This is a genomic window from Paraburkholderia sp. FW306-2-2C-D06C (assembly GCF_058781505.1).
In genome coordinates this window covers 246,045-268,000 of record NZ_JBYSWU010000001.1, presented here as the reverse complement: position 1 = coordinate 268,000, position 21,956 = coordinate 246,045, and the positions used below count along the sequence as shown (strand labels likewise).

Genomic DNA, 21,956 nt, shown 5'->3' with positions numbered 1-21,956 from the left:
TCAGCGTCCCTTTCGGAGCAGCGGCTGCACGAGCTTCGCGAAATCGCGACGCTCATCGTCTGTGAGCATGCCCAGCGGCGCGCGGGCGTTGCCCACGTGCGTGCCCGCCAGTTCGCAGCCGTAGCGGACGTACTGGATAAACTTACCGCTTCGCTCGAGTAGCTCCAGAACGGGAAGCAGTTGCGTCATCAGCTCGCGACCGGCTGCAAAATCGCCCCGGGAGACACAGGCGTCAAGCAGTTCGACGTGCACTTCAGGAAGAAAGTTTGCCGCGCCTGCGACCCAACTCCGGGCACCCCAGACGAAGAATTCGAGCGCCTGGTCGTCCATGCCGCAGCTCAGCACAAGCTTGTCCCGGAAATGCGTGGCAAGGTGATGCAGGTGCGCGATGTCGCCGGTGCTCTCCTTCATGGCGACAAAGTTCCGGCGTTCGAGCAGTTCTTCGAGCACGCGGTCACTGATTTCAGTGCCCGTACGTGCCGGGAAGTTGTAGAGCATGATGGGCATGTCGAGACTGTCATCAATCGCGAGCATGTGCTGCAATAGTTCGTCCTGCGTAGGCTGGGCGTAGTACGGCGCCGCTACCAGCAACGCAGAAAGCCCGGCTTTCTTTGCTTCTTGTCCTAGCCGTAAGACCTCCCGAGTCGTCGTGGCGTTGATTCCCGCCGTCAGGAACGTCTTTCCGCCAGCAGCTTGCGCGACTGTATGGAACGTGCGCACGCGCTCCTCGAAACTGAGCGCGTAGTATTCGCCCGTCGTGCCACCAATTCCAAGGCCCGCGAGGCCTCGTCCTGCGAGGTCAACAGCGTGTTGCCCCAGTAGATCGTGGTCGATTTCTCCGTCAGCTTTGAACGGCGTGACCAAAGGCGCGTGTACTCCCTCGAAGCTCATCAATTTCTCTCCCAATTTGAACTGTCACCGCGAGCATCTGCGCCTTCGCCCATGTGGATGTGAAGGCCAACAGTGCCGTTGACTCCCGTGACGTAATGTTGAAAATCAACTCTTCGGATGCGCGACGCGGTCCATTTGCGGATGCGCGCGGCCCGACTTAAACCAAAGTTTCCGCGTGCGAGTAAATCGGGAAACGGTTGCATATGTCACGGACGCGGCTTCGCACCGAACGCTCAATGAGTTCGTCACCCTCCGGCTGTTTTTCCAGCGCTAACAGTACTTCGAGGATGAGGGCGCCAATTTCTTCAAACTGCTTGACGCCAAATCCACGCGTCGTTCCAGCCGGCGTACCGAGGCGAATGCCTGATGTCACAGTTGGATTTTCAGTATCGAACGGAATGCCGTTCTTGTTGCAGGTAATGCCCGCCCGTTCGAGAGCCTTTTCAACCTGCGTCCCGGTCAGTCCCTTCGGGCGTAAATCGACAAGGAGAAGATGGTTATCGGTGCCCCCGGTCACGAGGTTTACACCTCCCAGCTTCAGCACTTCGCCGAGTGCCTGGGCGTTTTGCAGAACCTGGTCGATGTAGGTCGTGAACTCGGGACGCAATGCCTCCCCGAAAGCCACCGCTTTTCCGGCGATGACATGCATGAGCGGACCGCCTTGCAGACCGGGGAAGACAGCGGAGTTGATTTTCCTGGCGACATCGGCGTTATTCGTGAGAATAAAGCCGCCGCGCGGACCGCGAAGTGTCTTATGCGTAGTGGACGTCACCACGTCTGCAAAACGAACCGGGCTCTCGTGCCGGCCGGCGGCAACGATTCCGGCAATGTGCGCCATGTCGACCATCAGCAGTGCACCAACGCTGTCGGCAATTTCCCGAAACTTTGCGAAGTCGAGCGAGCGCGGATAGGCCGAATAGCCGGCGATGATGAGCTTGGGACGATGCTCCTCGGCAAGTCGCCTTACTTCCTCATAGTCGATTCGGAGAGTATCCCGGTTGACGCCGTACTGAACGGCGTTGAACCATTTACCCGACAACGCCGGGCGGGCCCCATGAGTCAGATGGCCACCTGCATCCAGTGACATCCCGAGAACCGTGTCGCCTGGTTTCAGGAGCGCGAGCATGACCGCACCGTTCGCCTGAGCGCCGGAGTGCGGCTGTACGTTGGCAAACTCGCATTCGAACAATGCCTTTACGCGGTCCATGGCGAGCGCTTCGATGCGGTCGACGTGTTCGCATCCGCCGTAGTAACGCTTCGACGGGTAGCCCTCCGCGTACTTGTTCGTCAGGACTGTGCCCTGCGCTTCCATCACTGCTGCCGACACGATGTTCTCGGATGCAATCAGTTCAATCTGGGACTGCTGGCGACGCAATTCCAGCGCGATTTCCGACGAAATAACCGGGTCGCGGTCTTGCAGGGTCTCTGAAAAGAATCGAACGTTATCGTTCACAGACGTACTCCGTGATAGTCGTAAAACAATATTTCTTGAAGCACCAAGCCGTGGGTCCTTGCTCGTGTCCCGAGCAAGGACAGCACTCGATTCGTCACGCTGCATTAAACGACACTTGATGAGCGCGTTAGGGAGAGCCGACAGCCCTCCCGTACGCGTCCAGTAGCCGGCGCTATTGCTCCAGCCACGCTTTCAATTTGTCCGGGTTCGATTCGACGAATTTCTTTGCTGCGGTGGCGTAGTCGTTCGTGCTGTTTCCCTCGAACTCAATGGCCTCCACATCAGCGAGCGTCAGCTTGAAATGTTTCATGAACACATCCGCACGCGGGAACTTGGCAGCAAATTGCTTCGAGCCGAACGCGTGAACTTGCTCTTCGCCGCCCAGCGGTCCTTTCGGGTCCTTTAGATAGCGCATCTGCCATTTCTGGAAGAGCCAATGGGGACTCCAGACGGTAGCGACAATCCACTGTTTGGATTGGTAAGCACGGGATACCGACGCAAGCATCCCTGCTTCACTCGAAGACTGCAGGTTGTAGCCCGCCAGTTTGTATTCCTTGATGGTCTTCTCAGAGGCCTGCATCAGGCCGCCACCGGGCTCAATGCCTTGAATGGTGCTGTTCAGCTTGCTCTTGACGTCTGGCTTGTTGAGGTCGGAAATCGACGAGAGCTCGGACTCGGGAACATACGCCGGAACCGCCCAACCGTTTTTTCCACCGGTGTAGATGATGCCGACATCATCCATGTCGTTTTTGTACTTCGCGTAATACGTCGCGTGTGTGACCGGCAGCCACCCGCCAACCATCAGGTCAACGTCGCCACGAGCGACGCCCTGGTACTGGATGCCGATATCCGCTTGAACAAACTGGACGGGCTGCTGGAGTTTTGTCTCCATAACATACTTCGCCACATTCGCAACAGCCAAAACGTCAGCCCAATTTGTTATCGTGATTTTCACCGGTTCCGCCGCCACCGCTCCACCACCGTAAAGGCCGAATGAGCAGAGAGTAGCCGCGGCAATTTTCACAACATAAGACTTGAGTATTCCGGTATTCATCTAGTACTCCTTCATTATCGAAAAAATTGCCTGTTTTGTTATTCCGTAGCTGCAGGTTTTGATACTGCGTGATTGCGCGGAGCGATTCCAGCTCCTCCGCGCGTCGAACTCACTATGACTGCGTCTGGGCTGTCTCACGCGTGGTTCGCCTGGACGTCCGCGCCTTACTCTTCATCCTGACCGATTTAACCCCGAAACTTTCAGTCAGGCGGTCAAGAATGATTGCGAGCAGAACGACTCCGAGACCGCCTTCGAATCCAATGCCAATGTCGAGTCGTTGAATCCCGCTAAGGACGTACTCGCCTAGCCCGCCCGCCCCAATCATGGAGGCGACTACGACCATTGAAAGCGCCATCATGATGGTCTGATTGATGCCAGCCATGATGGACGGCAGTGCATTGGGGAGTTGAATCTTCCACAGGAGTTGCGAATCGGTGCTGCCAAACGACCGTCCAGCCTCCATCAATTCTTCTCGTACCTGCTTGATGCCGAGCGTGGTAAGGCGAACGACTGGCGGCATGGCAAAGACAATCGTCGCAATCACCGCCGGCACGCGGCCGAGTCCGAACAGAATGACCGCAGGAATCAGATACACGAACGCGGGCATGGTCTGCATGAAATCCAGCAGCGAGCGCACAATGACCTCCACGCGTCCGTTGCGCGCGCCCCAGATTCCAAGGGGAATGCCTATCAGCAGGCTGAAGAAGGTCGCCGCAATAACCAGGGCGAGGGTCGACATGGTTTGCGCCCAAAGTCCCATGTAGTGGATGACCTCAATCGCGATGCCGACAAAGGCTGCAAACACGACACCTTTCCGCCACAGCGCGAGTGCCATCAGCGCGACTAACATCACGACAAAAGGAATCGCACCAAGACCATCTTCAAGGAGTTTGACCACCGCGCCCAAGGCTGCGGAAAAGGTGTCAAATCCGCCTCGAAAATGAAGGAACAGGAAGTTGACCGCGTTCTCTGCGGCGCGCCCGAAAATTGACGAGTTCATGACGCCCTCCGTTGCATAACCTGTTTAAGAATCGTGCGGCACGACACAACACCGGCAAGTTTCCCCGCCGCATCGACAACCGGTACGTCGTGTTCCTGGCCAAGAGCGATGGTCGACAACTCGTGTAAATCGGCATCCGAGGACACCACGACGATGTCGCGAAGCAGAGCATCTCGAATCGGTCCGCTTCCGCATTTGTGCAACGACGCAGGCGTAACGCACCCCTGGTACTGGCCAGCTGCATCGCAGACATATCCGCATTCGACTCCGGCGTCGATAAGCTGATTCAGATACCGCTCCGATGACGCGCCGCTGTCGCATGAAATCTGGGCCCTGTCGACCTTCGTGAGGAAGCTGGATGCCTTGAGAAAGCGCGAGACGTCAACGTTACGGAAGAAGTTGCGCACGTAGTCGTCAGCAGGCGACTGGATGAGTTCAACAGGTGTGCCGACCTGAACCAGCCGGCCATCCTTCATCACGCCAACGCGGCCACCAATCTTGATTGCTTCTTCGATGTCGTGCGAAATGAAGACAACGGTCCGCTGTTCTTCTTTCTGCAGGCGCAAAAGTTCGTTTTGCATCTCGAATCGAATGAGCGGGTCAAGGGCTGAGAAAGCTTCGTCCATCAGAAGCACGGACGGATTCACGGCCAGAGCACGGGCAAGGCCCACCCGCTGTTGCATGCCGCCCGACAGTTCGCCCGGATAAAGCTTCTCGTACGAGCCGAGCCCAACGCGAACGAGAGCGCTTTGCGCCACCTTGTACCGCGCCTGCTTTGTTAGTCCCGCAACTTCGAGACCGTACGCAACGTTGTCGATAACCGTTCGGTTGGGCAGGAGCGCGAATGACTGAAAGACCATAGCCATCTTCTTGCGCCGTACTTCGCGCAATTCCGGCGTCGACATGGGCGCGATGTCGCGACCTTCGAGAACGACCTTGCCGGAGGTCGGTTCAATCAGGCGATTCAACAGACGAACAAGTGTGGATTTTCCCGAGCCGGAAAGTCCCATAATCACGAAAATCTCACCTGCCCGAACGCTGAGACTCACATTGTCGACCGCAACCATGTTTCCGGTCTGTTCGAAAATCTCATTACGCCCGAGACCCTGCTGCAGTAACTCCACTGCGCGCTCGGGTTTTGGACCAAAGATTTTCGAGAGGTTTTGAACCGTGAGAATTTCATCCGCAGGCACGACCGAGGGCGCTGCGATTGAGGACGTAGTGCGCGACGTATCGACGCTCGGATACACCGCCTCTTCCGACGCGAAGGTAAGGTTTGGGGTCATTCTGTCATTCCAACTGGCAAGTTCAAAAAATTGAAGCCCGCGACCAATTGGCCTGTACGCGAAGCCACGCATAGGGCTCCGTCCGCGGTCAGCGATAGACCTGCTACCCAGCATGCTCATTGCGTGAGGACGCGGGCGCTGAAAGCAAACGCTGCGAGCAGCACAAATCGTACAAATCACGGCTTTTCGCACAACACCTAAAATTTTCAGGCACTGCACGACTTCTCTCCGGTGTTTAATGCATTGATTGCAGCGTACCTCGCCAAATTGGCACATCCAGCTACATTTTCTACGCCCTTTCCCCTACCTTTGGTAATGAGTCCAGTTAGCGCAGCGTCTACAGAAAATATGGTCGGCAAGGGGCTGTTCGCGCGGAGGTAGTAGTGACGGGGGCTTGGGCCTGTTGCGAGCGCAGGAGAACTCCGCTGGCACCCTGCTGACTGGTGGCAATCGAGTTTCGACTCATAGGGAATGTCCTAAGTCTGACGCCGCACGCTCCCGAATCCCTTCGCTCGGGCGGAGCTTCTCGAATATCATCGGGCTGGCGAGATAAGACGTGATTCGCTCGCCCACCACATGCCTTTCCCTACAAGCAAAATCACATGAAAGCGGCAAACGACGGAGCAAAAGGATACCGACGGCTAATCCCGTCACTGACTGCCCTGGTTGAGTTCGAAGCAGTCGCGCGGTTGAGCAGTTTCACACTGGCAGCAAATGAACTAGGAGTGACACAAGCCGCCGTCAGCAGGCAGGTGCGGTTTCTTGAAGAGTCGCTCGGGGTGCGGCTTTTCCATCGACTGCATCGCTCAATCAAGCTCACCGGCGAGGGAGAGGCTTTGTACCTCGTCGTGGCCGAATCGATGCAACGAATTGCCGGCGCATTCGACCGTCTCTCCAGCGGCACTGAAGAACAGGAACTGGTACTGGCTACCACTGCGGCCTTCTCTAATTTCCGGGTTCTTCCCAAGCTGGCCGAACTCAAGCGGCTGCTGCCGCATCTGAAGCTTCGTCTGTCTACGCAGATGTTTACCGCCGACCTGCGTCACAACGAAGTCGACATCGCCGTTCGATATGGGAATGGTAAATGGCGCGACGGCACCTCGGCATTGCTGTTTGATGAAGAAGTCTTCGCGGTCTGCTCGCCAGCTTGGCTCGAAGCAAACCAGACACCGGCATCGCTCTCCGACTTCGCCAAAGCCCAACTTATTGATTCCGACGCAACTTCCGAAGGGTGGATGGGATGGGAAGAATGGTTCGAGGCCGTTGGATTTCGTCCTCCCAGATTGCGCTACGCGCTCCGCTGCAGCCTTTACACCGATGCGATTCAGGCTGCCTTGCATGGGCAGGGCATTGCGCTTGGCTGGCGCAGGTTACTTGACGATCTGTTGAATGAAGGCGAACTCGTGCGCCTGACAGACATATCCTTTAGGGTCAGCGAATCGTACTTCGTCGTTATCCCTCACGGTCGCACCATTACCCCGACGACGAACAGCCTGATTGAGTGGCTACGCGGGGATACGGGAAATAGCGAACGTGACGTTTAAGCCAACGCGCTGGTGCGACGTCTCCGCTGTCGCATCGCATAACTTGCGGCAATGCGAACGCGAAAACAAATCCGCCGACTTTACCGAACGGGCCCGCTCCAGTAATGCCTGCCCGTCCTGAAGAGTGATGCCATGCTTTCCTAACTTTGAGTATGGTTAAGCCGTGCACCGACAATCTCAATTGTCCGAACCTGGCGCGGATGCGCTCGCCGTTCCCGGTGGCGACGAAACTAGCTCATGCCTGGGTCGATACCGCCTGTCGGTTAGCAACCGGTTAGACCGTAATCTGTGGCATTGAGCCGCTACCCTGTTCTGGCTGCCATAGCCCGCGTGAAACGCCAGCTGCCTAAGAGACGCGGCTGACGACAGCTTTCGCATAACGTGTAGTAATGCGAGAGGAAGAATAAAGCGCATTGACGCTCCATTTCATCCCTTCAATACTGGATTCATAACGTAGATGCGGTGGCATCACGACAGTCCAACCATGCAAGGGGCAATCGATGTCTGTAGCGAAGTTTAAGACCCACAGTGAACTGATTCGCAGTCGCCGACCAGGGTATGGCATGCCCGGCGAACTTTTCGGACGCCAGGACGTGTTCGAGACGGACGTCGATGTCTTCTTCCACAAGCATTGGATTCTCGTCGGCGTCACGGCCGACGTTCCGGAACCTGGTGACGTATCCACCGTCGATATTGGAAAGGCATCGATTCTCATCGTGCGCGACGACGACGAGAACATCCGGACTTATCGAAATGTTTGTCGACATCGGGGAGCGCGACTCAAGGACGCGGGGAAATCCACTGTCGGCATGCTTGTGTGCCCCTACCACCAGTGGACGTACGACCTCGACGGTGGTCTGAAGCACACCACCCATATGGGCGTCGACTTCGACCGCTCGTGCCGCAGCCTCATCCCGGTAAAGACACACATCGTGGGTACCCATATTTTTGTATGTCTGTCGGGTGACGCTCCCGGCGACATCGCCGCTCTTGAAGAAACGATGGCGCCCCGGTTCGCTCCGTATGAGTTGACCCACACCAAAATCGCGCACGAGACTGAAATCATCGAGAACGGAAACTGGAAACTCGTGATGGAAAATAACCGCGAGTGTTATCACTGCAGCGCAACTCATCCGGAGCTGACAGCTTCTTTCCTTCCTGAAGATTTCGGGTTCTGCCCGCAAGGGTTGAGCGAAGAATCGCAGCGCGCTCTAGACGCGTACCACGAGCGCAATGCCGCGAGTATCTCAGGCTGGGAACAGGACGGACTGATTTGCAGCACGGTCGAACAGCTGGAACCGGAAGTCGCCACTGGCTTCCGGACGCAGCGTCTGGTTATCGCGGGACATGGTGAGTCGCAAACCATGGACACCAAGGTGGCAAGCACGAAGCTGTTCGGTGACATTAAGCGTCGTGACCTCGGCGACGTACATATGTGGACTCACAACTCGTGGACGCATGTGATGAGCGACCATGCGGTCATTTCGTACATCATTCCGCTTGCTCCCGACAAGACTCTTGTGCGCACCAAGTGGCTTGTCCATGAAGATGCGGTCGAGGGTGTCGATTACACCATGTCTGCACTGACAGAAGTCTGGGTTGCAACGAACACGCAAGACGCAAACCTGGTCTCTATCAATCACCGCGGAACTCAAGACCCCGCGTATGAGCCGGGACCGTTCTCTCCGTTTACCGAGGCGTACGTGGAACTGTTTTCGCAATGGTACGTAGCCAGGCTGAAAGCGCACGGCGTTTGATTATTTGACTGCCATGATTCTCACAGACACCTTTGTCGGCGTTGCCTCGCCGGAAACTGCAGCGGACCGGTTGACCAACGCCGCCACTTGGGAGCGCGCCGACGCTCAGTGGACTAGCTCCGCGAAAAAAGAACTCATATGTTGTCGTGTCATTGACGAAACACTCGACGTCAAAAGCTTCATTTTTAGCGCGGGGGATAGTCTTCCGTTCAGCTTCGAGCCAGGGCAATTCATTACGGTGTCGGTCGAAGTCAATGGGAAGACGCTCGCGCGTTGCTACACGATATCCTCGCCGCCGACCCGGCCTTACACGCTGTCTATCACGGTCAAGCGCGTGCCCGGAGGCATCGTATCCAACTGGCTGCACGACAACTTGCAGCCGCGAGCCACTTTGCAGGCTTACGGTCCTTCTGGCGTATTTACGCCTTCGTCGCACCCAGCAAAGAAGTCACTCTACCTGTCCGCTGGGTCTGGCATAACGCCTCTCATGTCGATGACGCGCGCTGGTCACGACCTGGGACTCGACCGCGACATCGCTTTTGTGCACAGCGCGAGGACTCCCGCAGACATCATCTTTCGGAGCGAATTGTCTCAGTTGAGCGCGTCTGCGAGCCGACTCCGGGTCGTCCACCTGTGCGAGCGAATCGGCCTTGAAGCTGACTGGCACGGTTCTGTGGGCAGACTGTCGCTGGAACTCCTTGAGCGTTACGTGCCGGACTTCAGAGAACGCGAGGTGTTCACGTGCGGTCCTGCTGGCTACATGCAATCGGTCAAAGAAATCTTGCGTCAAGGCGGTCACGACCCAGTCCGCTACCATCAAGAAAGCTTCGACATCGGTGCCAATGAAGCCGCGGGTGAAGTTGCGGCCTCAGGTGCACCTTGTTGCATTGCGCCAGCCGAAGTTGGGCAGCTGTACAGTATTCGGCTTGCTCGCTCTGGAAAGACATTCATGATGGACAACACCCAGACTGTCCTCGCAGCCGCGCGCAAAGCTGGCGTCGCAGTTCCATCTTCATGTGGCCAAGGGCTTTGCGGCACGTGCAAAACCGCCGTTCTGGAGGGGAGCGTCGATATGCAACATAACGGCGGCATACGCCAGCGTGAAATCGACAAAGGATTGCGCCTGCTTTGCTGCAGCCACCCCCAGTCCGACCTCGTGTTAGACCTTTAGCTATCGAACGGCATATGCCGAAACACCACCGTGACTACAGTGCGTCCCACTCGACACGGACTCCAGTCAACTGGCGCCGCACCGTTAAGGCGCATCGGACCGAGGTACTCATGGATTCATCGAGAAACGCTGCAACATCTCCGGCCGGCTTCTCCGATTTCGCCGGCCGACGCCACTACAAGATTCGCGACCAGGATTGGCGTCCTTTACAAATCGGCGAATCGGACATTCCCGGTTACTTCTGGATTCCCTTGTCGGACGACGAGGGAGGCGCGTGGTCGAGTTACTGGATGAAAATCGAGCCGGGAGCACGAGGCCCGGAGCATCACCACGATGCGACTGAGTTAATTTTTGTCGCCGAGGGTGTCTTCACCGATAGCGACGGCGTTAACTTCCTACCCGGGGATGTGCTCACTTACCCAGCAGGCTCAAGCCACTCCAGTTCGTCCGCTAGCGGTTGCACCATCCTGGTCGTTACGCGAACGGGTTCGCGTTTGGTCGATTGATTCAGCGATGTCTGGCCAGCACTCAAACCCTCTCCGAGAGCGTCAGCCGCCAAAGAAACCAGGACGGCTCCGAGCACATTACAGAATCGCCATCGATTCTGTCAGGTTCTGTTTCATGTAGTCGAGGAACCGCTTCTGGAAAAGCATGGTGTGCTCATGAGCGGCTTTCTCGGCGGCATCAGCATCTCGCCTCGCAATCGCGTCAATCAACTCGTCGTGGTCGCGCCCAAGCTTCGCTGCAGTAGGCGAGCTGACCGTGAAGTCGAAGTGCAGGTGGAGCAGCCGTTGCCCCTCCCCGAGAAGCCGTTCGTAGTACCCCACGAAGTACGGGTTATTCGCTGCATGTGCGATCGCCAGGTGCAGCGCCTTATTCGTCTCGGACATCGCCTGGAAGTCACCGCCGGCAACGGCCTCCATGTAGACCTCGTCCGCTTTGCGGATGCGGGCCAGATCTGACGCGTTATGCTGCGTGGCAGCCAGCCGGCTGACGGCGCGCTGGATGAGGTCCAATGCCGCAATGTATTTCGGAAACTCCTCGATTTCGAACGGCGTGACCAGCGTCGTCCGGTTGGGCAGAATCGTGACCAGTCCTTCGCTGATAAGTCGCGCAAGCGCATCCCGGACTGGTGAGCGCGACAGTCCGAACTGTGCAGCCAACGAGACTTCGTCCAATTGGACGCCCGGCTTGAGCTTGAGCGTGAGTATCTGCTTGCGCAGTTCCTCGTAAATATATCGTCCGCCATGCCGACGGCCGCCTGCTTCCGTCTCTGCTGTATCTTTTGGCCATCGTTTCACCGCCTTCGTCGTGGGCCCGAAAAGATGGGCGTGCGTTCAAGTTTACCATTGCGCACCTACCCTAAAGCTTTCGGGAAACCCGAGCCCCACGTGTCGCTCAACATGAAGCCGGCGGCCAGCGGGTCGTCCGGGTCGACGCCGAGCTGCTGGATTCCGTAAACCCACGCGCGACCCTGAATACGCGGGAGGACTGCAGCCTTGCCTGCCACTTCGGTGCGACCCAGCAACTCGACTTTGAACTCCCCTCCGATGGTGGAGCGTGAAACAAGGCGACTGCCTACTTCGACGCGAGCAAGGGGCAACCACGGGTTGAGGCGCGCATCCATTGGCTTGCGTCGCCCGGCGAGTGTCCGCATGACGCCCTCGGCTTCGATTTCGATGGCGCCGCTCCGGCGCAACAGCGCTGACCCGCGCTTACCTCGTCAGCTTCACGACGTTGGACGCGCCGCGGCCAGCAGACGTGCCGAAGCGGTATGTCGACCGGCCCGCCTGCTTGGCGGCGTACATGGCCGCATCGGCGACGTCGAGCAATTGCTCGACGGAGTCGGCCCGGTCGGGACAGGTGGCAATGCCAATGCTGACGCTGATCTGGAAACGTCCGGCATATTCCTTGTCGCCGACCTCGCGAACGCGCGCAATCAGGCGGCCCGCCAGCTCACGCAATTGTTCGTCGTCGTCGCAATCGGCCGCGAGCAGCACGAATTCATCGCCGCCGACACGCGCCAGCATGTCCTGCTCCCGCGTCGCCGCGCGTAGCGCTTCACCGAGCCGGCGCAACAAGGCGTCGCCGGCGCTATGGCCGAGCGCGTCGTTGACGCTCTTGAAGCCATCTATATCGAGGTACAGCAGGCCGGTGCGCTGGAAGTCGTCCGCCGGGGAAGGCACCAGCGCGTCGATTGCCGCCAGCAACCGGCGACGGTTCGGCAAGCCGGTCAGCGAATCCTGCGCGGCCTCCAGATCGAGCGCCGCGGAATACGCCTGAACTTTCGCAAACGCGCGCCGCTGAATGAAGAGTGTGTAGACCAGCAGACAGCACACGAAAACGGCGACTGCCGCCAGCGCGGCCGTGCCATACACCAGCCGCACGTGCGCATCGCGCGTGGCGACCCGGCGCTTTTCCCGCCAGTCATTCAACAACTGGCCGAGGTCGCTGTGAAGGCTGTCCATGTACCGCTTGCCTTCGTTGGTCTGCACGAGCGCAATGGCCGCGGCATGGTTACCCGAGCGCGCGAGCTCGATGCTGCGCGCCAGTTCCGTCACTTTGTCCGTCTTCGAATGTTCGATTTGCCGGACCAGTTCGACTGATTTCTCGTCGTTGGTCACTACCCGCTGCAGGTGCAGGACGGTATCGTCCAGATCGTGCACTCCCTGACGATAAGGCAACAAATAGCTTTCGTCGCCAGTCAACAGGTACCCGCGCTGTCCGGTTTCCGCATTTTCGAGGTTGTGCAAGACCCTGTTCGCCGCGCCGAGCACGGCGAACGCTTCTTCGTCGCGCAAGCCGTCGTCCACGATGACGCGGGCTTCGTAGAGAAACATTCCCGCAGCGACCAACAAGCCGACGACTATCGCAACGTAAAGTGTGACAAAGCGATTACGGTCGGCATTCGCTGAGCGGGATAGACGCGAAAGCAAGGGTTCTCCATAAGGGCTATCAGTCGAAAATGCTGTCAATGATAACCGCTGACGAATAACCGCTCACGAAGTCCCTACACACCTGGCTTCCAAGGCCAGGAGGGATAAATACGCTCGCTGCTTTCAACACTCTCCCGCAGATCCTCAGTTTGCCCGCCATTGCGTTCGACGTCGCCAGCGGCCGCAACCTCGTTCAGCTGCTCGCCTTCGGCCGCGCCTTCAGCGGGATCCACATGGACGTCCTCGCCGGCCTTCAACGGCAGCAGGCCCTCGCCGAACCACGGAACCTCACCTCTCAACGCGGCGACATACGCCCGCCATCCTTGCGTGTTGCCGGCAAACAGGTTCAGCTGGACCGTGGATGCAAGACGCTCGCGATTCAACTCAGGCTCGAGTAACTCCCCCGGCCATGCAAAGAAGGCGCTCGTCGCGCGCTGTACAAACTGCTTCGATGTCATCCGCGGCGATACCTGAGTGAGTAGCGCCAAGCTGGCGAACGAAGCGTTTGCTGCCGCCAGTTCGTGCACGGTCTTCTCACCGTCACATTTCAGGAGCCAGTTCACGGCCTCCAATACCTCTCCGAGGTGCAACAACAGAGCGCGGCGTTCGAATGCGTCTTTCATCTGCGTATTTCGTTACGTAAGTTCGACGCCCAATTCTAGCTTGCCGGCCGCGCGGCGCAATCAAAAGAGCGGCGTGCGCGCCCTCGCGGGCGGACAGCGCGCGTTCCGTTTCTGTGGCGGCGATGCCCACGAACAGGAAGTGCAAGAGCCTGTGTAAGAAGCAGGTGTAAGCGGCTGGTGTAAGCGGCGCCAAAACTCAGTCGAAAGCCTTGTCGTTCGGTGTCGCATAGAGCTTCTGCATCGCGTCGCTCATCGGGAAATCGAAGTTGATGTTTTTCGGAGGCACCGGCTTCATGAACCACTTGTCATACATGGTTTTGATTTCACCGCTCTTCATCACCTGGCTCATCGTGTCGTCAACCAGCTTCTTGAATTCGGGGTCATTCCTGCGAAGCATGAAACCGTACGCCTCCGACGACTGAGGCGCCCCCACGATCACCCAATCGGCTGGCTGTGAGGTCAGCGAACGCGCGCCGGCAAGCAGAACGTCATCCATCATGTAAGCGACGGCCCGTCCTGTTTCGAGCGTGGCTCTTCCTTCGCCGTAGTCTTTCGCGCTGATGATCTGCATGTTCATCTTCTTCTCCTCGTTCATTTTCCTGAGGATACGCTCTGACGTCGTGCCCTGATTGGTCACCACGGTTTTACCGGCGAGGTCGGGAAAATCCTTGATGCCGGAGTCTTTGCGTGTGAGCAGACGTGTTGTGGCAACAAAGAACGTATCGGAAAACGCGACCTGATTTTGCCGCGAGGTCAGATTAGTCGTGACGCCGCACTCGAGGTCGACCGTCCCATTCTGAACCAGCGGAATGCGGTTCTGCGACGTGACAGGTATGAAGCGGACGCGGAGGTCGGGATGCCCCGTCTTTGTCTTGACCGCCTCGATGATCCTGTTGCACAGGTCCTGGGAGAACCCGACGACCTGATTATTGGAATCGACATAAGAGAACGGCACAGATGTCTCCCGATGACCGATTGCGATCAGGTTCGAACTCTGAACCTTCGTCAAGGTCGGTTGGGCATCTTGCGCTGAAACGGCCTGCGAGAAAATCGCAACCGTTGCGAGAGCCAATAGCGACGCGTATTTCATGACAATCCCCTATCCGTTTCGAAAAGCTATAGGTCGCACCGATGCGCAACCCGATACATATGTTGCCATGACAAAAATTATCGCAACATATGTTAACTACCGATACGGGATTGAGCGGCTGCGCGCCGACGCGCACCGCTTGTCAGCCCCCGCCGGCTCGCGCCGCCCGTACCCGCGGACTAGCGAACTCTCGGGGTAAAGCGGCCTGGAACGGGGCGCGGACCGGGAGACGATTTTGATGAAACGGATTAACGCAGGTATCGCAGATATCGCGCAGCCTGCCGCGCCGACGTTTGAAACCGGAAAAGGGTGACGGATGGCCGGGAGGCTTCGATCGACATAGTATTGTTTGCGAGCAACTGAACAACGGGCGGGATTGGAATGGCTTCACCGGACCCATCAAATCCGAAGCAATAGCCACAATAAAAAAGCAGGCGATAAACTGCCTGCCTGTCACTATGGGTTTAAAACTCACCCAGTGAAAACCTAAGTCGGATACACCATAACATCGTATTAAATCGCTCGCTGACGAGCCCGTAAAATTGGACTCGCGGGTATGGGTATTCGATTGCCTTAAGTGTCATTGACCAAAATAGATCCTGCATTGAGGACCGGTCGCGCACGGCCGGTCCTGCCGGCTCCCTGCCTGCGAGCGGCTGTCTGCCGCGCCGCCGTAGGCGGCGTCCTGTCCAGTTTCACCGAGCGATATGTCGGTAGTGGATTGCGCTGTTTCGTTCGCGTCATGCTGCATGAGTGCACGGCCCTGCTGGCTGTCCAGCGCGGCGGCTGTCGTCGGCGCAAAAAACAGAACCAGAACCGCGCCCGCCAAAGGCACCACTAAACGTAATTTCATGTCCAGACTCCTCGAATGCGGCGCAGCAGCGTTGACGCCATCGGAAGAATTTTCATGTCCCGATGTCCTATCCGCGAAAAAACGCCTTGTAGCCAAATCGAGCTGACGGACGAGCGAATGCCTTAACACGTGCTGCTGCGGCGAGTCACAGAACTAAATGAATATATAGTTGCCAGTCCTTCGACTGATGTCGACTGCGATTTCGCGATTTGCCGGAATCAGTATTCACACGGCTGGAGATGCAGATTGTTTGCCCTGCGTTTTTGTTATAGGTCGGGTGCTCAGGATTTCAACCAGCGGCGTGCGGACTCCTGCGAAAGCCGACGCAACATGGCGTGCGGCGACCGTACAGTGCGCTATGATATCGACATAACGCAGAAAATTGGCCCGCGCGAGGCACCGCCGAGTTGACGGTGCCTGCATATGAGACCGGGCGTTCGCAACCCGTGCATTATCAGCACCGTCTTTTCATTGCGGCCGTGACGCTCATCCAACCGTATGTAAAACCTGTCCCCGCAGGCCGACCCCATTACATGGGTTCGCTGTCTTCGAGGCCCCTTGCAATCTGCACTTGACAGAAAGCCGGACGATTTAGAAGGACGAATATCTTATGGACGAAAGGAAGCGAGATAGCATGATTGCGTATCTCCGCCGCCGCATGGAAGAGTTTGGTATCAAGCCGGAAGATCTGGCTTCGGCGCTGGCGTCCGAGCAATCAGGTCGAAACGCGGGACAAAATGCGGAGCGCTACCGAAGCGCCATGGGAGATACCTGGGACGGCCAGGGTGAAATGCCCCAATGGCTTAAACAGGCAATTAGCGCAGGCCAGACAATCGAACACTTCGAATTGTCGGCCGCACCGGTAGCCACACCGCCTGCAAAAAAGCGCGTGGATTGGCAAAACGACCCGTTTGCGGGAAGCCCGCTCGCGCGGCAGAGTCCGCGATCCTGATCGACCGCGGACGAAAAGTAAAAGTAAAGCCGGCCTCGGTTGCCAGGCCGCGGCGAATAATCGATTCGGCGCCGGCGTACAGGCGAATCTTTCAGTACGCGGTCACCCGCGCGTCCGGCTATGCGCCCTCCTACTTCCATGAATCGCTTTTTCATGGAGGCGAATCAGTTGCCGCGATTCAGGCCGGCGCTCGCGGCGGTTGCACTTCAACGGTGACATGCGAGAGCCCCTTGAAGCGTTCGAGCACCGCATGATAGAAGCGCGAATCCCGCTGAGACTCGCTGGTCGCAACCGACACGACGGCGCTCATGTGACCGGGCCCCACTCGCCACACATGCAGGTCGACAACCTTGTCGCCACGGTCCTCGATGGCGTGACGAACATTGTCTTCCATGCGCCTGTCGGGATTCATGTCGAGCAGAATCGCGCCGGTGTCGCGCATCAGGCTATAGGACCAGTTCGCAATCACGAGTGCTCCGATGACGCCGGCCAGCGGGTCCATCCATAGCCAGCCAAACGTCCGCGCGAGCACGAGGCCGACGATGGCCAGCACGGAGACCGCCGCGTCCGCGATAACGTGCAGGTAAGCAGAGCGAATGTTGTGGTCCCGCGTAGCCGCCTCGTGCGCCTCATGCGCGTCGTGACCGTGCTCATGTTCCTCGAACCCGAGCTCGTGCTCACCGTCCGCTATCCGCACAATGGCTTTGAAAGCGTGCGGCTCAGGAATGTCTTCCTTCGACTCCAGATAGCCACCACGGTCCGCCAACGCAAATACCTGCCGCGCACCGTCCGGCCGGATAGTGGTGATAGACGTTACCGACGGGTCCAGCACTGAATTCTCCGTCGCCGGCGTGACGCGAAAAACGGGAGGCACGCCGTCCTCGAAAATGGACACGGCAAACACACCGGACGAAGCAAAAACCTTCTGCACCTCGTCATCGTGACCGTGCTCATCGTGACCGTGGCTGTGGCCGTGCCCATGACTATGGCCATGGCCGTGGTGGTCGCCGCTCAGCAACCACACGCTCGCGAGGTTGACCAGCAGGCCCACCACGGCGATAGGAATCGCTTCGCCGAAATGAATCGGCACGGGTGACAGAAAACGCGCAACCGCCTCGTAGCCGATGAGCACGGCAATCATCGCCAGCACGATGGCACTCGTAAATCCCGCGAGATCGCCCAGCTTGCCGGTACCGAACACAAAGCGGGAATCGGCGGCATGCCTGCGCGCATACGTGTAGGCGAGCGCGGCAATCAACATTGCGCCTGCATGCGTCGACATGTGGAGACCGTCGGCCACGAGCGCAAGCGACCCGAATAGACTGCCGCCGACGATTTCAATCAGCATCATCGCGCTGCACAGCGCGATCACCGCCCACGTCTTGCGCTCGTTCTTTTCGTGACCGGCACCCAGAAAGATGTGGTCATGCCCTGCGCCAAACGCGGCGTCCTTGAAGTCGATCTCATTCATTTTCCGCTCGGCTCATTTGAAATAACTGTGAACAACTTCGATGATCTGTTCGGTCGCGCTGCCGCCTGACTCCTCGCCGGTATCCGCGTCGACCAGGTGGTTCCTGATGTGGTCCTCCAGCACAACGGCAAGCAGACCGTTCATGGCGCCCCGGCAACTCGTAATTCGTTGCAGAACATCCGAGCAGCCGTGCTCTTCCTCGAGCGCCCGCTCGATGGCTTCGACCTGCCCCTTGATGCGGCGGACGCGGTTGAGGAGCTTCTGCTTATCCTGAATCGTGTGACCCATTCCATCCTCCGTCTATACCCGGGGGGAGTATAAACCTTTTGGAGAATCGGGATAGGGGGGTGGGGTATTTGGATCCGCGTGGCGGATCCGTTTCAGGCGTTTTCTGAGGGGGGGCCACCGTGGGCCGGCCCCGCAAAAGAATGCGCAGCACGTGTGCTTTGATTCTGGAAGCGGATACCCAGCGCTAAAGGCTGCTGCCTCTATCAATCCGGTCTACGTCCATCGTCTGCCGGACAAATGAGCCGGACTCGTTCTCCCCGCACGCGGACATGCGCAAGCCAAAGCCGCGGGTCAAAGCCGCAGGCCGTTCAGAAACTGATACCAGAGTCCACTTAACGCACCGAGCGGATGCGCGTCGTTTGAATTTTCTTCGCGCGTGGCGTGATTGACGGGGCTGGCGGCTTCGTCCTTTGCGGCCGCCGCCTCAGCCGGGGTGGAAGCCATCGGAGTCTCGGAGGCTTCAAAAGTCGCAGCAGCCTCAGCAGCCGCCTCGCCCTTTTCCGCCTCGCGCCGCGATGCCTGCAATGCCGCGACGCTGTCGGCGATCTGCGCCGCCCGCCGCGCCTCGCACTGGCGCCCGAGCAGCACGCCGAACAGGACGTCGCGATTGTGGCCTTCGTCGGCGAAACGCATGGCCAGCGAGACCATTTCCGCATACGCGGCTTCGTCGGCCGCCCGCGCGGCGGCCTCGCGCTCGGCTTGCGCCTGCTGCTGACGCGCGCGCTGCGCTTCCCAGCCGCGCATCTGCTCGGCATAGACCGCGTCGTACACCTTACGCTGCGCGGCGTCGGACAGGATCGCGTACGCGTCCTTGATTTCCTGGAAGGTGGCGCGCGCCACGTGTTCGGCGCCGGCATTGCGGTCGGGATGCCATTTCATCGCGGCCTTCCGGTAGGCGCGCTTGATTTCGTCGGGAGTGGCGTGCGCGTGCACGCCGAGCGTGTCATAGAGGGTTGTCATCGCTTGCTCGACCTCGGCGGGAATCGCTTCGCGGACCATCGTAGCATGCGAAAAACTGCTTTATTGTGAAGCGCGAGCGTTTGCGCACATGAAAGGCCGCGCAAAAAAAAAGACCCCGCCACTGGCGTAGCGAGGCCGAGTCCCATGTCAAGGAGATGTCATGGAGGAGACGATCCGATCATAGCCTCGCGTCATCGCGTCCCCAAACAATCGTTCGCCATATGCTTATCCGGCGCGGCCTGAGCTGCATTGCACGGCGCGCGGCATCTGAATCGAAACGCCCGCCGGGGCGCCTGTCGCGATGCCTGCCGCAGCACCAGCCGACCGTGCGACAACCTCAAGCGGTTATATCGTTAGAACAAAAAGTCGCTTCGCGGGGCTGGCGGGCGTCATTAAGATGACACTTCAAAGTCCGGTTCGCCCCGGTTCCTCTGCGCGCAGCCCCGCGCCAGCGTACCGGCAGCCGCTACCGAAGGAGCATTTCGTTGACCAGTTTCGATCATCACCGCCGGCCTCTCGTGATCGGCATCGGCGGCACGACCCGCGCCGCGTCGTCGACCGAGCGCGCGCTCGGCTTTGCGTTGCGTGGCGCGGAAGCCGCCGGCGCGAATACCCGCCTGTTCGGCGGCACCTTCCTGCATAGCCTGCCCCACTACGCACCGGAAAACCCGCAACGCACCGACGAACAACTCGAACTGATCGAAGCCGTGCGCCACGCGGACGCCGTGATCATCGCCACGCCCGGCTATCACGGCGGAGTATCGGGTCTCGTCAAGAATGCGCTCGACACGCTCGAAGAGCTGCGCGCCGATGAACGTCCGTATCTGGACGGCCGCGCGGTCGGCTGCATCGTCACGGCTTATGGCTGGCAGGCCGCGGGCTCGGTGCTGACCTCGCTACGCTCGATCGTGCACGCGCTGCGCGGCTGGCCGACGCCGTTCGGCGCCGGCATCAACACGCTGGAAACGCGCTTCGACACCGTCGACACGTGCTCGGATGCCAAGGTGGTCGGCCAGCTCTCGACGGTCGGCCAGCAAGCCGCGCAATTCGCGCTGGCGTTCAATGCGCACCGCACGCCGGCGGCTGCGCCGCTCGGCAACGCGCTCAAGGAAGCGCAACCGGCAAGGCTCCTGCACGCGGTTTGACGCTTTTGCGCACTGCATCGTGGACCGAAGCCGGTCCACGATGCTTGCCGCATCGCAACGCGGCCAACCGCTAACGACCGTGGGTTCTCGCGCCGGTTCTCGCGTCATTGATTTGACGCCGCATTCGCGGGCCACGCGCTCAAGCCGCCCCCCACGGCGCGTCTCATCCCAAAGGTTCATCAAAGCCAATCCTGCTCGCAGAGCGTCTGATCGCACGCGCTCAAAACCGCCCGCGACGCCATTGCGCAAACCGTGCGCCAAACAACAGACTTCCCGCCGAGAGCGCCGGATAGTGTGTGCGAATACAGCGACTATGGCCCGATCAGGCCTCCTGAAGACGGTTCCAGGACCTCGCTGATTTGCTTACGACGAAAGATTGGTTCACCCGTTGCGTGGCGCGGCCTACGCTTCCCCCCTGCCCGCTGAATCATCGGCCACCTGACGCACAGGGTTGCACCTCGAACGCCGGTTCCCCCTAGCAACGCGGGCATACTCACTGCCACGACCATGAATTCACATATCCGCTACAAGGGCTACGAAGTCGCACCGGTTGCACAACGCCTGCCCAACGGCCTGTTCGCCGCCAACCTGACCATCGAGAAAACCACCGCGAACGAGGGCCAGGCCTATTCGTTCGACGCGCTAGATTACTTCTTCGACGAAGAACATGCGCTCGCCTATGCGTTCCGCTGGGGACGCATGTGGATCGACAGCCGCCAATGACGCAGTAACGCAGTAGACCAGCCAGCCGGCGCGCGCAGTTTGCCGGCCCTGGCGTCGGGTTTTAAATGGTTGTGCCAGAATAGGCGACACACCAGTTCGCTCTCTGTTCGCCTGCCATGTCCGACACCCTGACAGACGCCGCCGAAGATCGCACCCTGCGCCATTGGACATTCCGCGGCCCCGCCCGCGTGAAGATCGGTTCAGACGCTCACAAGCAGATGTTTTGCCGCATGCTGCTTGAAACCCACAACCCCTATAGACCGGCCGTGATCGAATGGCTTCCGCTGCCCCCGGACACGCTCGAATGCCTGTGCTCGCGGCCGATCTGGGACATCGCGGCGCAGCAGTCCGGCTACTTTCCCGAGGCGCTGGTCGAGACCTTCGAGCCGGTGATTCAGGAAGAAGCGCGCCACATTCTGTTGTTCGCCAACTGGGTCGCGTGGCATCGGCGCACAATGCCATGGTGGCGACGGCCCTGGCATGCGCTGCGGGTCGCCGCGATCTGGGCCGTGCTGATCTGGCAGCGCGTCGCCATCGCCAAAGGTCTCGACGCCCAAGGCGTCGCGCACGATTCCAACTTCCTGCCCGAAAGCAGCAAAATGATCGGTGAAGCAATCGAAGTGCGCAAACTGATCGAACTGTGTCTCGCGGAAAACGACCGGCGTATGAGCGGTTACGATGCGCGGCTGGTGCCGGCCCTCGCGCGCTTTGCGCTACGCTTCATGAAAACATCGCGCCGAAACCGGCAGCACTAGACAA

At 58.9% G+C, this 21,956-nt stretch carries 22 protein-coding genes; 8 read left to right on the top strand and 14 right to left on the bottom strand.

Annotation, left to right across the window (positions count from 1 at the left end; translation table 11 throughout):
• The 5 genes from AC3WLT_RS01200 to AC3WLT_RS01180 all read right to left on the bottom strand — a co-directional run bounded on the left by AC3WLT_RS01200 (nt 1) and on the right by AC3WLT_RS01180 (nt 5,609).
• On the bottom strand, nt 1-891 hold the full coding sequence (locus AC3WLT_RS01200; protein ID WP_492589968.1) for a dihydrodipicolinate synthase family protein: 891 nt from the start codon (nt 889-891) through the stop codon (nt 1-3).
• A 157-nt stretch (nt 892-1,048) separates the two neighbouring features.
• The gene (locus tag AC3WLT_RS01195; RefSeq protein ID WP_492589966.1) at nt 1,049-2,344 is read right to left on the bottom strand and encodes a serine hydroxymethyltransferase; all 1,296 of its coding nucleotides are present in this window, start codon (nt 2,342-2,344) and stop codon (nt 1,049-1,051) included.
• A gap of 172 nt (nt 2,345-2,516) precedes the next feature.
• Nucleotides 2,517-3,398: a glycine betaine ABC transporter substrate-binding protein gene (locus AC3WLT_RS01190; protein WP_492589964.1), complete on the bottom strand. Its 882-nt coding sequence runs from the start codon at nt 3,396-3,398 to the stop codon at nt 2,517-2,519.
• 112 nt (nt 3,399-3,510) lie between these two features.
• The gene (locus tag AC3WLT_RS01185) at nt 3,511-4,398 is read right to left on the bottom strand and encodes an ABC transporter permease (protein WP_492589962.1); all 888 of its coding nucleotides are present in this window, start codon (nt 4,396-4,398) and stop codon (nt 3,511-3,513) included.
• A complete protein-coding gene (locus AC3WLT_RS01180; protein WP_492590132.1) occupies nt 4,395-5,609 on the bottom strand; it encodes a quaternary amine ABC transporter ATP-binding protein in 1,215 nt (404 codons plus the stop codon). The genes AC3WLT_RS01185 and AC3WLT_RS01180 overlap by 4 nt, the downstream gene beginning before the upstream one ends.
• Nucleotides 5,610-6,286: 677 nt before the next feature.
• On the opposite strand from AC3WLT_RS01180, the gene AC3WLT_RS01175 reads away from it, so the two are divergent.
• The 4 genes from AC3WLT_RS01175 to AC3WLT_RS01160 all read left to right on the top strand — a co-directional run bounded on the left by AC3WLT_RS01175 (nt 6,287) and on the right by AC3WLT_RS01160 (nt 10,662).
• A complete protein-coding gene (locus AC3WLT_RS01175) occupies nt 6,287-7,228 on the top strand; it encodes a LysR substrate-binding domain-containing protein (protein ID WP_492589960.1) in 942 nt (313 codons plus the stop codon).
• A gap of 500 nt (nt 7,229-7,728) precedes the next feature.
• On the top strand, nt 7,729-8,985 hold the full coding sequence (locus AC3WLT_RS01170) for an aromatic ring-hydroxylating oxygenase subunit alpha (RefSeq protein WP_492589958.1): 1,257 nt from the start codon (nt 7,729-7,731) through the stop codon (nt 8,983-8,985).
• A gap of 13 nt (nt 8,986-8,998) precedes the next feature.
• Nucleotides 8,999-10,156, top strand: coding sequence for an FAD-binding oxidoreductase (locus tag AC3WLT_RS01165; protein WP_492589956.1), 1,158 nt, complete (start codon nt 8,999-9,001; stop codon nt 10,154-10,156).
• A 110-nt stretch (nt 10,157-10,266) separates the two neighbouring features.
• Nucleotides 10,267-10,662 carry a cupin domain-containing protein gene (locus tag AC3WLT_RS01160; RefSeq protein ID WP_492589954.1) on the top strand — a complete coding sequence of 132 codons (396 nt, stop codon included), beginning with the start codon at nt 10,267-10,269 and terminating at the stop codon, nt 10,660-10,662.
• Nucleotides 10,663-10,740: 78 nt separating this feature from the next.
• On the opposite strand, the gene AC3WLT_RS01155 is transcribed toward AC3WLT_RS01160, so the two are convergent.
• The 6 genes from AC3WLT_RS01155 to AC3WLT_RS01130 form a co-directional block, all read right to left on the bottom strand.
• A complete protein-coding gene (locus tag AC3WLT_RS01155) occupies nt 10,741-11,457 on the bottom strand; it encodes a GntR family transcriptional regulator (protein WP_492589952.1) in 717 nt (238 codons plus the stop codon).
• 56 nt (nt 11,458-11,513) lie between these two features.
• On the bottom strand, nt 11,514-11,813 hold the full coding sequence (locus AC3WLT_RS01150; RefSeq protein WP_492589950.1) for a proline racemase family protein: 300 nt from the start codon (nt 11,811-11,813) through the stop codon (nt 11,514-11,516).
• A 58-nt stretch (nt 11,814-11,871) separates the two neighbouring features.
• Nucleotides 11,872-12,996 carry a diguanylate cyclase domain-containing protein gene (locus AC3WLT_RS01145; RefSeq protein WP_492589948.1) on the bottom strand — a complete coding sequence of 375 codons (1,125 nt, stop codon included), beginning with the start codon at nt 12,994-12,996 and terminating at the stop codon, nt 11,872-11,874.
• A 170-nt stretch (nt 12,997-13,166) separates the two neighbouring features.
• Nucleotides 13,167-13,715, bottom strand: a complete 549-nt coding sequence (locus tag AC3WLT_RS01140; protein WP_492589947.1) for a hypothetical protein — start codon at nt 13,713-13,715, stop codon at nt 13,167-13,169.
• A gap of 196 nt (nt 13,716-13,911) precedes the next feature.
• A complete protein-coding gene (locus AC3WLT_RS01135; protein WP_492589945.1) occupies nt 13,912-14,805 on the bottom strand; it encodes a glutamate/aspartate ABC transporter substrate-binding protein in 894 nt (297 codons plus the stop codon).
• A 580-nt stretch (nt 14,806-15,385) separates the two neighbouring features.
• Complete coding sequence (locus AC3WLT_RS01130; protein ID WP_492589944.1) at nt 15,386-15,658, bottom strand: hypothetical protein; 273 nt, start codon at nt 15,656-15,658, stop codon at nt 15,386-15,388.
• Nucleotides 15,659-16,268: 610 nt separating this feature from the next.
• Here AC3WLT_RS01130 and AC3WLT_RS01125 point away from each other — a divergent pair.
• Complete coding sequence (locus tag AC3WLT_RS01125; protein WP_492589942.1) at nt 16,269-16,610, top strand: H-NS histone family protein; 342 nt, start codon at nt 16,269-16,271, stop codon at nt 16,608-16,610.
• A 178-nt stretch (nt 16,611-16,788) separates the two neighbouring features.
• Here the strand turns inward: AC3WLT_RS01125 and dmeF are convergent, their stop codons facing one another.
• The 3 genes from dmeF to AC3WLT_RS01110 form a co-directional block, all read right to left on the bottom strand.
• The gene (gene dmeF / locus AC3WLT_RS01120; RefSeq protein ID WP_492589940.1) at nt 16,789-18,081 is read right to left on the bottom strand and encodes a CDF family Co(II)/Ni(II) efflux transporter DmeF; all 1,293 of its coding nucleotides are present in this window, start codon (nt 18,079-18,081) and stop codon (nt 16,789-16,791) included.
• A gap of 12 nt (nt 18,082-18,093) precedes the next feature.
• Entirely contained in the window at nt 18,094-18,369 is a 276-nt protein-coding gene (locus AC3WLT_RS01115) for a metal/formaldehyde-sensitive transcriptional repressor (protein WP_492589939.1), read from the bottom strand.
• 291 nt (nt 18,370-18,660) lie between these two features.
• Nucleotides 18,661-19,329: a J domain-containing protein gene (locus AC3WLT_RS01110; protein ID WP_492589937.1), complete on the bottom strand. Its 669-nt coding sequence runs from the start codon at nt 19,327-19,329 to the stop codon at nt 18,661-18,663.
• A 485-nt stretch (nt 19,330-19,814) separates the two neighbouring features.
• Between AC3WLT_RS01110 and AC3WLT_RS01105 the strand changes: the two genes are divergently transcribed.
• The 3 genes from AC3WLT_RS01105 to AC3WLT_RS01095 all read left to right on the top strand — a co-directional run bounded on the left by AC3WLT_RS01105 (nt 19,815) and on the right by AC3WLT_RS01095 (nt 21,952).
• The gene (locus AC3WLT_RS01105; RefSeq protein ID WP_492589935.1) at nt 19,815-20,474 is read left to right on the top strand and encodes an NADPH-dependent FMN reductase; all 660 of its coding nucleotides are present in this window, start codon (nt 19,815-19,817) and stop codon (nt 20,472-20,474) included.
• Nucleotides 20,475-20,981: 507 nt separating this feature from the next.
• Nucleotides 20,982-21,197, top strand: coding sequence for a DUF6566 family protein (locus AC3WLT_RS01100; RefSeq protein ID WP_492589934.1), 216 nt, complete (start codon nt 20,982-20,984; stop codon nt 21,195-21,197).
• A 116-nt stretch (nt 21,198-21,313) separates the two neighbouring features.
• The gene (locus AC3WLT_RS01095; RefSeq protein ID WP_492589932.1) at nt 21,314-21,952 is read left to right on the top strand and encodes a hypothetical protein; all 639 of its coding nucleotides are present in this window, start codon (nt 21,314-21,316) and stop codon (nt 21,950-21,952) included.
• The last annotated feature ends 4 nt before the right edge of the window (nt 21,953-21,956 follow it).

Bases quoted from the DNA above. Each gene is read 5' to 3' on its own strand.
- AC3WLT_RS01200 (WP_492589968.1), bottom strand. From the start codon at position 891: ATGAGCTTCGAGGGAGTACACGCGCCTTTGGTCACGCCGTTCAAAGCT.
- AC3WLT_RS01190 (WP_492589964.1), bottom strand. From the start codon at position 3,398: ATGAATACCGGAATACTCAAGTCTTATGTTGTGAAAATTGCCGCGGCT.
- AC3WLT_RS01185 (WP_492589962.1), bottom strand. From the start codon at position 4,398: ATGAACTCGTCAATTTTCGGGCGCGCCGCAGAGAACGCGGTCAACTTC.
- AC3WLT_RS01175 (WP_492589960.1), top strand. From the start codon at position 6,287: ATGAAAGCGGCAAACGACGGAGCAAAAGGATACCGACGGCTAATCCCG.
- AC3WLT_RS01170 (WP_492589958.1), top strand. From the start codon at position 7,729: ATGTCTGTAGCGAAGTTTAAGACCCACAGTGAACTGATTCGCAGTCGC.
- AC3WLT_RS01165 (WP_492589956.1), top strand. From the start codon at position 8,999: ATGATTCTCACAGACACCTTTGTCGGCGTTGCCTCGCCGGAAACTGCA.
- AC3WLT_RS01160 (WP_492589954.1), top strand. From the start codon at position 10,267: ATGGATTCATCGAGAAACGCTGCAACATCTCCGGCCGGCTTCTCCGAT.
- AC3WLT_RS01150 (WP_492589950.1), bottom strand. From the start codon at position 11,813: ATGCGGACACTCGCCGGGCGACGCAAGCCAATGGATGCGCGCCTCAAC.
- AC3WLT_RS01145 (WP_492589948.1), bottom strand. From the start codon at position 12,996: ATGTTTCTCTACGAAGCCCGCGTCATCGTGGACGACGGCTTGCGCGAC.
- AC3WLT_RS01140 (WP_492589947.1), bottom strand. From the start codon at position 13,715: ATGAAAGACGCATTCGAACGCCGCGCTCTGTTGTTGCACCTCGGAGAG.
- AC3WLT_RS01135 (WP_492589945.1), bottom strand. From the start codon at position 14,805: ATGAAATACGCGTCGCTATTGGCTCTCGCAACGGTTGCGATTTTCTCG.
- AC3WLT_RS01130 (WP_492589944.1), bottom strand. From the start codon at position 15,658: ATGAAATTACGTTTAGTGGTGCCTTTGGCGGGCGCGGTTCTGGTTCTG.
- AC3WLT_RS01125 (WP_492589942.1), top strand. From the start codon at position 16,269: ATGGACGAAAGGAAGCGAGATAGCATGATTGCGTATCTCCGCCGCCGC.
- dmeF (WP_492589940.1), bottom strand. From the start codon at position 18,081: ATGAATGAGATCGACTTCAAGGACGCCGCGTTTGGCGCAGGGCATGAC.
- AC3WLT_RS01115 (WP_492589939.1), bottom strand. From the start codon at position 18,369: ATGGGTCACACGATTCAGGATAAGCAGAAGCTCCTCAACCGCGTCCGC.
- AC3WLT_RS01110 (WP_492589937.1), bottom strand. From the start codon at position 19,329: ATGACAACCCTCTATGACACGCTCGGCGTGCACGCGCACGCCACTCCC.
- AC3WLT_RS01100 (WP_492589934.1), top strand. From the start codon at position 20,982: ATGAATTCACATATCCGCTACAAGGGCTACGAAGTCGCACCGGTTGCA.
- AC3WLT_RS01095 (WP_492589932.1), top strand. From the start codon at position 21,314: ATGTCCGACACCCTGACAGACGCCGCCGAAGATCGCACCCTGCGCCAT.